The sequence below is a fragment of the Kitasatospora sp. NPDC056076 genome (genome assembly GCF_042266305.1).
Classification (GTDB): Bacteria; Actinomycetota; Actinomycetes; order Streptomycetales; family Streptomycetaceae; genus Kitasatospora.
Window position 1 is genome coordinate 37,212 of record NZ_JBHJWG010000042.1, and the last position, 11,121, is coordinate 48,332.

Consider the following 11,121-nt stretch of genomic DNA (forward strand, 5'->3'; position numbering starts at 1 on the left):
CACCGGACGGGCCCGAGGGTCCGTCCGGTGCGCGCGGGTTCGTGCGGTGCGGGTGCTCGGGCAGCCGGTCAGCGGTCGACGAACTGCCGGCTGAACTCGGTGAGCCGGTCACCGGCGACCTGCCCGGCGGGCACCGCGGCCTCGATCGCCGCCAGCTCCTCGGCACCGAGGGCGAGCGTCGCGGCGGCGAGGTTCTCCTCCAGGTGGTCGATCCGCCGGGTGCCCGGGATCGGGACCACGTCCTCGCCCCGGTGGTGCACCCAGGCCAGCGCCAACTGACCTACGGATACGCCGAGTTCGATGGAGAGCGGCTCCAGCCGGTCGACCAGCGCGAGGTTGCCCGGGAAGTTCTCCGGGGTGAACCTCGGCTGGGCGACCGTCCGGAAGTCGGTCGGTCCGAACACCTCGGCGGCCCGGTAGCGCCCGGTGAGCAGGCCCCGGCCGAGCGGCGCGTTCGGCACGATGCCGATGCCCAACTCACGCGCCAGTGGCACGACTTCGTTCTCCAGCTCGCGGGAGAACAGCGACCACTCGGTCTGCACCGCGGCCAGCGGGTGCACGGCGTGGGCGCGGCGGATGGTCTCCGGGGCCGCCTCGGAGAGCCCGATGTACCGCACCTTCCCGGCCCGGACGAGCTCGGCCAGCGCGCCGACCGTCTCCTCGATCGGCACCGAGGGGTCGATCCGGGCCGGGTAGAAGAGGTCGATGTGGTCCAGCCCGAGCCGCTCCAGCGAGGCGTCAGCGGCCTGTCGCACGTAGGCGGCGTCGCCGCGCACCGCCTGCCCGATCCCGTCGCCGGTGCGCAGCACCCCGAACTTGGTGGCCACCACCGCCTCGTCGCGCCGGCCGGCCACCGCCCGGCCGACCAACTCCTCGCTCAGGCCGTGCCCGTAGACGTCGGCGGTGTCGATCAGGGTGACCCCCAGGTCGAGCGCCCGACGGATGGTGGCGACGGCCTGCTCGGGGTCGGTCGGGCCGTAGAACTCGCTCAGGCCGAGGGCGCCGAGCCCCTGGGCACCGACTTCCAGACCGCCCAGGCGGCGGGTGGGGACATCGTTCACTCGAATCGCTCCGTCATCGCTCGGGGTTCCGGTACTGCCTCCCCCAAGCGTGCCGAAGGGGGCTAAACCACACCCAAACGGCGTTGGCGGCGGAGCGGTGTCGGCGGCGTGGCGGTACCGGTGCCGATGGCGGAGCGGTGTCAGGCCCGTACGGCCGCGGGCGTCCGCCGGGCGGGGCCCTCGCCGCGCACCTCCAGGATGGTGCGCTGGAGGTTGCGCAGCCAGCAGCCCGGCTCCAGGCCGAGCTCCCGGTTGAGCGTGTCGCGGGCGGAGTGGTAGACGCCCAGGGCCTCGGCCTGCCGGCCCGAGCGCCACAGGGCCAGCATCAGCTGGGCGTAGAAGCTCTCCTGCAACGGGTGCTCGCGGATCAGGCAGCGCAGCTGGGAGACCACCTCGCGGTCCCGGGAGAGCATCAGCTTGGACTCCACCAGCAGTTCGCTGCACTCCAGTTGGAGCTCCTGGAGCCAGGCCGCGAAGGTGTTGACCACCGGACCGGCCTGCAGCCCGGCCAGCACCGGGCCGCGCCACAGGGCGACGATCCGCTCCAGCAGCTCGCAGGCCTCCTCGTACCGCCGCTCGCGCATCATCGCCCGGGCGGTCGGCAGCTGCTCCTGGAGGGCCTGGAAGTCGACGGCCCGCGGCGGCGTCCACAGGACGTAGCCGGGCGCGCGGGTGATGACCGGATCGGGCTCGCCGGGGCGGGTCAGCAGCTTGCGCAGCTGCGAGACGTACACGTAGACGGCGTCCCGGGCGCGCTGCGGCGGATCGGCGGGCCACAGCTCGCGCACCAGGTCGTCCACCGAGACCACCTGGCCCATCCGGGCGAGCAGGACGGCCAGCACCGTCTCGGTCTTGCGGGACGTGATGACGACCTGGCCGTCCGGGTCGCTGACCCTGAGCGGGCCGAGTACCTCGTACCTCACCGGTGCTCCTCCTCCGCGCTCACCCTGCCCACCGCCCTCCGCGCCGTGCGCACCGGCGCGACCGCGGCCGGCGGCCGTCCAGCGCCTCAACAGCCCCTGGTGGACGGCTATTCCCGGAGGCCGGTCCGGGCCCGGGCGGGCCCGGACCGGCCCGGTCACGACGCCCGGCGGTGCTCCTCGACCACCAGGCGGACCAGCGCCGCGCGGGAGCCGATGCCCAACTTCCGGTAGGTGCGGGCGATGTGCACCTCGACGGTACGGGCGCTCAGCCCGAGCCGGTCGGCGATCTCGCGGCTGCGCAGCCCCGTGCCGGCGAGTTCGGCGATCTCCCGTTCCCGTCCGGTGAGCAGGTCCAGGGTCGGGCTGCCGTACGGACCGGCCCCGGTCGGCCCGCCGGTCGGCCCGCCGGTCGCGGGCGGCGGGGCGCCGCCCGGCGGACGGCCGGACCCGGCCCGGTCGGCCCCGTCGGGGCGGTCCTCGCAGCCCAGCCGCACGGTGGCCTCGGTGAGCAGGGCGCGCGATCCGGTGCGGGCCGCCATCTCGTCCGCCGCGGCCAGCAGTTGGCCGGCCACCCGGTCGTCGGCCGGGCCCCCGCGGCCGAGCGCGGTGAGGGCCGCGCCGAGCCAGTGCCCGGCCAGTTCGGTGTCCCCGGTGCGCAGCGCCGTACGGGTGGCCGCGGTGAGCACGGCCGCGTCCCGCGGGTCCAGCCCGGGGGTGGCCCGTTCGATGTGCGGGGCGAGCCGGTCGGCGGGGGCGCCGCGGGCCGTGAGGAGCTCGATGGCCCGGCGGTGGGCGTCGGCGCGCCAGCAGCTGTCGGCGCCGTCGTAGACCAGCCAGCGCACCAGCGGGTGCCGGAACCCGCTGTGCGGGCTGCCGGCGAGCGGTCGCAGCAGGTCGAGCCGGCGCAGTTCGTCGAGGATCCGGCAGGCCTCGTCCTGGGTGGTGCCGGCGACCGCGGCGACCCCGTGCGGGTCCAGCTCGGTGCCGAGCACCGCGGCGGCCGCGAGGACGAGCCGCTGGCGCGGGCCGAGGACGGCGAGTTCGGTCACCAGGTGGCGGGCCAGCCGGTCGGGCAGGGCGGCGTCCGGCGGCAGGCCCCGCAGGTCCGCGAGCGAGCCCTCGGGGCGGCCGGAGAGCCGGCCCGGGCAGACCCTGGCGAGGGCCAGCAGGTAGAGCGGGTTCCCGTGGGCGTCCCGGTGCAGGGCGCGCGTCCGGGGGTCGGTGGCGGGCAGGTCGAGCAGTTCGGCGGCCCGGGCCAGGTCGAGCCGGCCGAGCTCGATCCGGCGGGTGGTGCCGAGCTGGCTGCCGCGGGCCAGGCCCGCGAGCAGCCCCTGCGGGGCCTGCCGGGGCCGGTGGGCGACCACCAGCGCGAGCGGGGCGCGCACCGGCCAGCGGATCAGCCGGTCGAGCAGCGCGAGCGAGCCGGGGTCGGCCGCGTGGACGTCGTCCAGCACGATCAACAGGCCCCGGCAGGTGTGCTGTTCGAGCAGCGCGCAGAGGCGCTCCGGGACCGGGCAGCCGCCCGCCGGGTCCACCGACCCGGCGATCCGGCGCATCACCGCGAGCAGTTCGTCGCGCAGCCCGGCCCGGTCGGCGAGGCCGATCCAGGCGCGCAGGACCTGCACGAACAGGCTGCCGGCCATGCCCTGTTCGGCCGGGTCGGCCAGGGCGCGCAGCACGGTGAAGCCGCGGGCGGCGGCCTCCTCGGCGAGCGCGGTGAGCAGGCGGGACTTGCCGCTGCCCGGGTCTCCGGCGAGCTCCACCACCTGCTGCCGGCCGTTGGCCACTTCGTCGAGAACGGACTGGAGTTGGTTCAGTTCGGCGCGTCTGACGGTGTCCGTGCGGGCACGGTCACGGGTCACGACGCGGGTCTCTCGGGCCTCTCGATCGTCTCGGGCTTCGCGGATGTCTCGGGCCTGCTGGACTGCGATCACGGTTGCTGCCCCTTCCCCCTCCCCCGTGGCGGGCGGAACTGGCGGATCCCCCCAACCTCGGTCGATCGTAGCTTCGAACACCGATCAACTGGCCGGACGAAACAAGGATTTCACGATTCCCGCGACCGCTCCGGCGACCGCTGCGGAGCTCGCGTTTCAGAACCTGTTTGGCGCCGTGCGCCAGGCTCGGCCCCTCCACCGGTCCGGCCCGTGACCACCGACCGACCGGACCGATCCGACCCGAGGGGCCCGTCATGACCAGTCCGACCGGAGCCGATCCGCGGCTCGCACCGCCGCCGCGCGAACGGCGGCACACCCTGTACTTCCTGGAGGCGATCCGGGACTTCTCCCCGGTCTTCCTGGACACCGAGGTGGACGCCACCCGGCTACTCGCCGACCGGGCCGCGGCCCGCGCGGCCGGACAGCGCCGCTCGGTGGTCGGCTACCTGCTGGTGGCCGCCGGCGGAGTGCTGGCCCGCCACCCGGCGGCCAACTCCGCCTACCGGGGCGGCCCGCGTCCCCGGGTGGCCGCGTTCCCGACGGTGTCCGGCAAGGTCACCCTGGACCGCACCCTGGGCGGCACCCGGGTGGTGCTGTCCACCGTCGTCCCCGAGCCGCACACCGCCGGCCTCGCCGAGGTGCAGCGCCGGCTGGACCGGGTGCTGGACGGCGACCCGGCCGAGCTCCCCGAGTTCGCCGGCATCCGCGCCCTGCACCGGCTGTCCTGGCTGCGCGGCCGCCTGCGGTTCGCCCGCGCGGCCCGCGACCTGCGGCTGCGCCCGCTGATCACCGGCACCTTCGCGGTCACCTCGCTCGGCCACCGGCCGGTCGACGGCTTCCACTCGGTGGGCGGCACCACCGTCACCCTGGGCGTCGGCCGGATCGTCGAGCGCCCCGTGGTCCGGGACGGCGCGATCGTCGCCGCGCCGGTGTTCCGGCTCAGCCTGGCCTTCGACCACCGGGTCATCGACGGCGCGGAGGCGGCGGACGTCCTGACCGAGATCCGGGCCGCACTGGAGGAGTGGCCCGCTCCCGGGGACGACGGAGCGCCTGGCGGGGCGACGGGCGAAGCGACAGCCGGTCAGGCCGGCACGCCCGTCACTTCGGAGGCGACGGCATGACCGGCCGCCCCCCGGCGAACGACCTCGCCGAACTCAAGCAGTTCGTGGTGGCCCAGGCGACCTCCCAGGGCATCACCCCCGACCGGTACGGGGCCGTGCTGGACGGTGTCGTGGACGACGGCGACGGCGGCCCCGGCTCCTGGGTGCGCCGCTGGACCGAGGCGGGCGACCGGCTGGAACGCGAGGGCAGGCTGCTGGAGGCCGGCCGCTACTACACGATGGCCCGCTTCCCCTACCCGTCCGGCTCGGCCCGCCGGGAGGCCGAGGAGCGCGCCCGGGACGTGTTCGCCCGCTGGGCCGCCGACTTCCCCGGCATCGAACGGATCGAGGTGCCCACCCCGGCCGGCCCGGTCGCCGCCTGGGCGGGCGGGCTGTCGGCGGAGCAGCCGCGACCGCTGCTGCTGATGTCCGGCGGGATCATCAGCCTCAAGGAGCAGTGGGCGCCGGTCCTGCTCCAGCTGGCCGAGTTCGGCCTGGCCGGGGTGGTCACCGAGATGCCGGGCGTCGGCGAGAACCCGCTGCCGTACGACCTGACGGCGCCCGCCCTGCTGCCCGCCGTCCTGGACGCCGTCGCCGACCGCGCCGACACCGCACGGACGTACGCGCTGGCGCTCAGTTTCAGCGGCAACCTGGCGCTGCACGCCGCGCTCGGCGACCCTCGCATCCGCGGCGTGGTCGGCGCCGGCCTGCCGGTGCACGACTTCTTCACCGACCGGGCGTGGCACGCCACCGTTCCCCGGGTCACCGTGGACACCCTCGCCCACCTCGCCCGCACCGACGCCGGCTCGGTGTTCGACGCCCTCGCCCCGCTCGCCCTGGACCCGGGCCGGCTGAGCGCCGTCGACGTCCCGGTCGCCCTGGTCGCCAGCGCCCGGGACGAGATCATCCCGCCCTCCGACACCGACCGGCTGCGGCGCTCGCTGCGCAGCCTGCGCCTGCGGGTGCACGACGACGTGCACGGCTCGCCCCGGTTCTTCCCGCAGACCCGGCTGTGGACGCTGCTCACGGTGCTGCGGATGAGCGGCGGCCCGCTGGACCGCCGGCTCGCCCTCGGCGCCGAACTGCGCGCGCTGGACCGGCGCTAGCGGGGACGGCCGGGAACGGGGCCGTCCGTACGTACGTAGTTCCGCTGATGCGCGGACGGCCCCCGTGGGACACCCTGAGCCGGACGACACGCCCTCAGGAGGCCCACGGTGAGATACCAGTTGCTCGGAAGCCTGCACGTCACCACGGAGCACGGCACCTCGGCCGTCAAGGCCCGGAACATGGAGGTGCTGCTCGCGACCCTGCTGGTCCGCGCCAACGAGGTGGTGCCCGTCCCGCAACTCGGCTTCGAGATCTGGGGGGACGCCCCGCCCCGACGCCACCTGGCGGCGATCCACGTCTACATCTCGCGGCTGCGCAAGCTGCTCGCCGACGGCCGCCCGGAGAGCGCCATCGTCACCCAGTCCCCCGGGTACGTGCTGCGCCTCGGCCCGGAGGACCGGCTGGACTCCGACGACTTCCAGCACCTGATGCAGACCGGACGGGCCGCCGCCCGGGACGGCCGCACCGAACAGGCCGCCGCCGCCTTCGAGGAGGCCCTCGCCCTGTGGCGCGGCCCCGCGCTCGGCGACCTGCGCTCCGGGCCGGTCCTGGAGGGCTTCACCACCTGGGCCGAGGAGGCCCGGCTGGAGTGCGTCGGCATGCACGTCGAGACCGGCCTCGCCACCGGGCGCCACCGCGAACTCATCGGCCGGCTCTACTCCTTGGTCGCCGAGCACCCGCTGCACGAGGCCTTCCACCGGCAGCTGATGATCGCCCTCTACCGCTCCGAGCGGCAGGCCGACGCCCTGCGGGTGTACCGCGCGGCCCACCGCACCATCACCGCCGAACTCGGCATCGAGCCCGGACGGGCGCTGCGCGAGGTACAGCGGGCGATCCTGCTGTCCGACCGGCGGCTCGACCTGCTCCGCCCGCAGTGGGGCGAGCGCTCCGGGCCCGCCGAGCCGGGCGACCAGGCCGACCGGACCGAACGGCGGGCGGCGGCGTGAGCGCCGCGGCCGCTTCCGTCGACAGTTCCCTGTGGGTACGCCGGTTCAGTGCCCCCGGCACCCCTCGCACCCCCGACCCGGCCGGCTCGGCCGACCCGCCGTTGCGCCTGCTCTGCCTGCCGCACGCCGGCGGCTCGGCCTCGGTCTTCCGGCCCTGGGCCGCCGCGGCCGGGCCGGACGTCGAGGTGCTGGCCCTGCAGTACCCGGGCCGTCAGGACCGCTACCGGGAGCCCGCCGTCGCGGACCTCACCCGGCTCGCCGACCTGGCCGCGCCCGCCGTCCGGGCCGCCGTGGGCGACGGCCGCTACGCCCTGTTCGGCCACAGCATGGGCGCCCTGCTGGCCTTCGAACTCACCCGCCGACTGGAACGCGACGGCCGCGCCCCGGAGTTGCTCACCGTCTCCGGCCGCCGCGCCCCCTCCACCCGGCGCGACGGCGAGTACGCCCACCTCACCGACGACCGCTCCCTCGCCGCCCACCTGCGGGACCTCAGCGGAACCGACCCGCGGCTGCTCGCGGACGAGGAGGCCCTCCAGATGATCCTGCCGGCCGTCCGCGCCGATCTCGCCGCCGTGGGCGGCTACTTCGCCGGCCCGGAGGTCACCGTCGCAACCCCGGTCCTCGCCCTGATCGGCGACGCCGACCCCTGGGTCACCCCCACCGAGGCCGCCGCCTGGCAGCGCCACACCACGGCCGCCTTCGAGCTCGGGATCCACCCCGGCGGCCACTTCTACCTCGACGGACGCCGGCAGGAACTGCTCGCCCTCCTCGACGACCGCCTCACCACGGCCCGCCGCTGACCGCCCACCGCGCCCCGCCGGAGTGGGAAGTCGACCCCTCCGACTTCCCACTCCGGCTTCCGCCCTTCCCGCCAGAGCCGGGAGCCAGGAGCCGGGAGCCAGGAGCCGGAGGCTTCTCCCCGAGCAGAAACCCGGCTGACAACCGCTGATGACTCCGCGACCATCAGGCGATGACCACAGAACCGCATCGGCTGTCCCTCCGCATCGTCGTGCCACCACTCGGAACCAGGGCCGGCGCCGAATGCCGACCGGTCGTCGACGGGCGGGACGTCCTGACCGACGTGTTCGACGAGGGGCCCGCAGAGGATCCTCGCTACCTGGTGGGCCCGAGCGCGCCGCTGCATGCGACCGACGTCCCTCGTGAGGTTCGGCTGGCCGAGGCCGGGTGCACCGAAGGGTGCTGCGGTGCGGTCTACGTGACGATCAGGCGCGAAGGGCAGCACGTGGTCTGGAGCGGCTGGCGCAACCCGGTCGCCGAGGAGGTCGATCTCCCGGAGTTCCGCTTCGACGCCGATCAGTACGAGGCGGAGATCCACCGGGCCACGACGGACCGCAGCTGGGAGTGGCCGGCCCGAACGGTCGCCCGACTGCTGGAAGAGCGGCTCCGGGAGCACACCGACTGGCCGGCGGCGTGGGACTGCGAGCTGGACGGCGTCTCCGCCTGGCCCTGGGAACCCGACCGGATCACCGTCTTCCTGTTCCATCCCGGCCGGTCCGCGATCAGGGAGGGCCGCCCCTGGCTCCAGTTCAGGATGACCGTTGCGGTCTCCGGAGACGACCCGGCCGACCAGGCCGAACGCCTTGAGGGGCGTCTCACGGCCGAGGATCCCCGCGAGGCTGCCGAGGTCTGCGGAGGTTCGAAGGCGTTCGCCGACCAGCTCGGCTACCCCTGGCCCGACCGTCGACGACGCGCTCGGACCGCGGGCGGGGCCGGGGAGGCAGCACGCCGGGAATAGGGGCTCTCCGCCGGTGGCGGGCTCCTGGGCCCGGGAGCGGGCCCAGGAGTGCGGGGCTACCGGGGTGCGGCGGGGTACGCGGCGGTCGCGCGGATCTCGACGAGGAGTCCCGGGCTGGCGAGGCCGCTGACCCCGATGATCGTCCAGGTCGGGTAGGGGGCTTCGACGAGGCGCCGCTTGGCCTCGACGAAGCCGGGCAGGTGCTGGTGGATGTCGACGTGGTAGCTGGTGACGTCGACGAGGGCGGACATGTCGAGGCCCTCCAGCCGGAGGATCTCCTCGATCTTCCGGAGGGCGATCCCGGTCTGCTCCTCGATGCCGTCCGGAATGGTTCCGTCGGCGCGGCGGCCGATCGTTCCGGCGATGAACAGGAGGCCGTGGGCGCGGACCGCGGCGGAGTAGCCGAAGCTCGCGAACGCGCTGGTGGTCTGCCCGAAGACTGCGTTGTCCTCGGGGACCTCGACGGTGTGGACGGTCATGGCGGTGCTTGCCTTTCCTCGGTGACGGGGGTGGTGGGTCCGGTGGGGTCAGTCGCGCCAGCGGGACGAGCGGCCGGTGTGCTCCAGCCGGGTCCGGCCGAAGGTCTCGCGTTCGCGCAGGAGTTCGCCGGGGATCGTGTACCAGGGTGCGTTCCCGGGGTCCTTCGCGGCCTGCGCGACGATCGCGTCGGTGAGGGCACGGATCATGTCCAGCCGCGGGTAGGCGGCGTGCACGGCGTCGGCCTGCTCGTCGGTGACGGCGTCGAGGTGCTCGGTGCCCGGTGAGCGGCCGAAGTCGAGGGCGACGCCCTCGCGGACGAGCAGGCACAGCGTGCCGCGGCGTTCCGCGATGCCCGGGGAGGTGTGCAGGGCGATGGCCTGCCAGACCTGGTCGGCTTCGGCGGCGGGGACCCCGCGGTCGGTCAGGAAGGCGGCGGCCCGGTCGGCGCCTTCGACCTCGAACCGCTGACTGTGCGGGCCGTCCGCCGCCACGCCGAGGTCGTGCATCGCGCACGCGGCGAACAACAGGTCGTCCTGGTAGTCGTGGCCGGCGGCCAGGCCGAGGCGGTCGGCCACCAGCCGGGCGAACAGGTAGCTGCGGATGCTGTGGTTGAAGACGGACGGCGTTTCCACCGGCCGGATGAGGTTCACGACGGCGTCGGCGAGCGGTGTGCCGGGCAGCGTGATCAGGTCGGCGGTCGCCTCGTGGGTGGGTCCGGTCATGGACTCAGCCTGGCCGCGACGCCCCTGACCTGGTGAGAGGCAAAATTTCCATACTTCGCTAGGATCCTGCCATGACGGTGCATCGAGTCGCGGTCCTGGCGCTGGACGGGGTCACCCCGCTCGACCTGGCGATCCCGGCGCAGATCTTCTCCAGCCGGCCGGAGACCCCCTACGAGATGACCCTGTGCGCGCCCACCGCGCGGGTGGCCACCAGTGCGGGCTTCGCCCTGGTCGCCGACGGGGGTCTGGAGCAGGTGCGGGCCGCCGACACCGTGGTCGTGCCGGGATTCGAACCGCTCCTCCCGTTGCCGGACGCCGTGCTCGACGTCCTGGCCGAAGCCCGCGGCCGGGGCAGGCGCGTGGTGTCGATCTGCACGGGCGCCTTCGCACTGGCCGCGGCGGGCATCCTGGACGGGCTGCACGCCACCACCCACTGGAAGCACATCGACGAGTTCGAACGGGGCTTCCCGGCCGTCACGGTCGACCGCGACGTGCTCTACGTCGACGAGGGCGACGTGCTCACCTCGGCCGGGGTGTGCTGCGGCATCGACCTGTGCCTGCACATCGTGCGCCGCGACCTGGGCGCGGAGGCGGCCAACCGGATCGCCCGCGCTCTGGTCGCCGCCCCCCACCGGGACGGCGGGCAGGCCCAGTACGTGCCGGCTCCCGTCGCGGTGGCCGGTGAGGCCTCGCTCTCCGGCACCCGGGGCTGGGCCCTGCACCGGCTCGGCGAGCCGCTCACGCTGCGCGTGCTCGCCCGGCACGCGGGCCTCTCGCAGCGCACCTTCATGCGCCGGTTCACCGAGGAGACGGGCACGACCCCGTTGCAGTGGCTGCTCAACGCCCGGATCGGCCGGGCACGGGAAATGCTGGAGACCACGGAACGCTCGATGGACCAGGTGGCGCGGGACTGCGGGCTGGGCACGGCGGCCAACCTGCGGCTGCACTTCCGGCGCGCCCTGGACACCACCCCCACCGCCTACCGCCGCACCTTCACCCGCTCGACCCCGCACGGTCCGGCCGGTTCACCGGCGGCCCCGTGCGCGACTGCGGGATGAGAGCGGGAAGGGCCCGGCGCCGGCCGGCGCCGG

11 protein-coding genes are annotated in these 11,121 nt (G+C 75.0%); 6 read left to right on the forward strand and 5 right to left on the reverse strand.

The genetic code is table 11. The annotated features are described in order from the left end of the window. Window positions 1–68: 68 nt before the first annotated feature. The 3 genes from ACFC1T_RS29000 to ACFC1T_RS29010 form a co-directional block, all read right to left on the reverse strand. Complete coding sequence (locus tag ACFC1T_RS29000) at window positions 69–1,061, reverse strand: aldo/keto reductase (protein ID WP_375893169.1); 993 nt, start codon at window positions 1,059–1,061, stop codon at window positions 69–71. A gap of 140 nt (window positions 1,062–1,201) precedes the next feature. Further along, a complete protein-coding gene (locus ACFC1T_RS29005; RefSeq protein WP_375893171.1) occupies window positions 1,202–1,984 on the reverse strand; it encodes a BTAD domain-containing putative transcriptional regulator in 783 nt (260 codons plus the stop codon). A 155-nt stretch (window positions 1,985–2,139) separates the two neighbouring features. Beyond that, the gene (locus ACFC1T_RS29010) at window positions 2,140–3,846 is read right to left on the reverse strand and encodes an AAA family ATPase (protein ID WP_375893172.1); all 1,707 of its coding nucleotides are present in this window, start codon (window positions 3,844–3,846) and stop codon (window positions 2,140–2,142) included. Between the two features lie 326 nt (window positions 3,847–4,172). Here ACFC1T_RS29010 and ACFC1T_RS29015 point away from each other — a divergent pair, with 326 nt between their 5' ends. From ACFC1T_RS29015 to ACFC1T_RS29035, 5 genes are all read left to right on the forward strand, one after another. Next, on the forward strand, window positions 4,173–5,039 hold the full coding sequence (locus ACFC1T_RS29015) for a 2-oxo acid dehydrogenase subunit E2 (RefSeq protein ID WP_375893174.1): 867 nt from the start codon (window positions 4,173–4,175) through the stop codon (window positions 5,037–5,039). Beyond that, window positions 5,036–6,124, forward strand: a complete 1,089-nt coding sequence (locus ACFC1T_RS29020; RefSeq protein ID WP_375893176.1) for an alpha/beta hydrolase — start codon at window positions 5,036–5,038, stop codon at window positions 6,122–6,124. Before ACFC1T_RS29015 ends, ACFC1T_RS29020 begins: the two co-directional genes overlap by 4 nt. Before the next feature lie 108 nt (window positions 6,125–6,232). Beyond that, complete coding sequence (locus tag ACFC1T_RS29025) at window positions 6,233–7,072, forward strand: BTAD domain-containing putative transcriptional regulator (protein ID WP_375893178.1); 840 nt, start codon at window positions 6,233–6,235, stop codon at window positions 7,070–7,072. Continuing rightward, a complete protein-coding gene (locus ACFC1T_RS29030; RefSeq protein WP_375893179.1) occupies window positions 7,069–7,872 on the forward strand; it encodes a thioesterase II family protein in 804 nt (267 codons plus the stop codon). The genes ACFC1T_RS29025 and ACFC1T_RS29030 overlap by 4 nt, the downstream gene beginning before the upstream one ends. A 170-nt stretch (window positions 7,873–8,042) precedes the next feature. Then, the gene (locus tag ACFC1T_RS29035) at window positions 8,043–8,828 is read left to right on the forward strand and encodes a hypothetical protein (protein ID WP_375893180.1); all 786 of its coding nucleotides are present in this window, start codon (window positions 8,043–8,045) and stop codon (window positions 8,826–8,828) included. 56 nt (window positions 8,829–8,884) lie between these two features. On the opposite strand, the gene ACFC1T_RS29040 is transcribed toward ACFC1T_RS29035, so the two are convergent. After that, window positions 8,885–9,307: a RidA family protein gene (locus ACFC1T_RS29040; protein WP_375893181.1), complete on the reverse strand. Its 423-nt coding sequence runs from the start codon at window positions 9,305–9,307 to the stop codon at window positions 8,885–8,887. 48 nt (window positions 9,308–9,355) lie between these two features. After that, a complete protein-coding gene (locus ACFC1T_RS29045) occupies window positions 9,356–10,030 on the reverse strand; it encodes an HD domain-containing protein (protein WP_375893183.1) in 675 nt (224 codons plus the stop codon). A 71-nt stretch (window positions 10,031–10,101) separates the two neighbouring features. On the opposite strand from ACFC1T_RS29045, the gene ACFC1T_RS29050 reads away from it, so the two are divergent. Continuing rightward, on the forward strand, window positions 10,102–11,088 hold the full coding sequence (locus ACFC1T_RS29050; protein WP_375893185.1) for a GlxA family transcriptional regulator: 987 nt from the start codon (window positions 10,102–10,104) through the stop codon (window positions 11,086–11,088). Window positions 11,089–11,121: the final 33 nt, after the last annotated feature.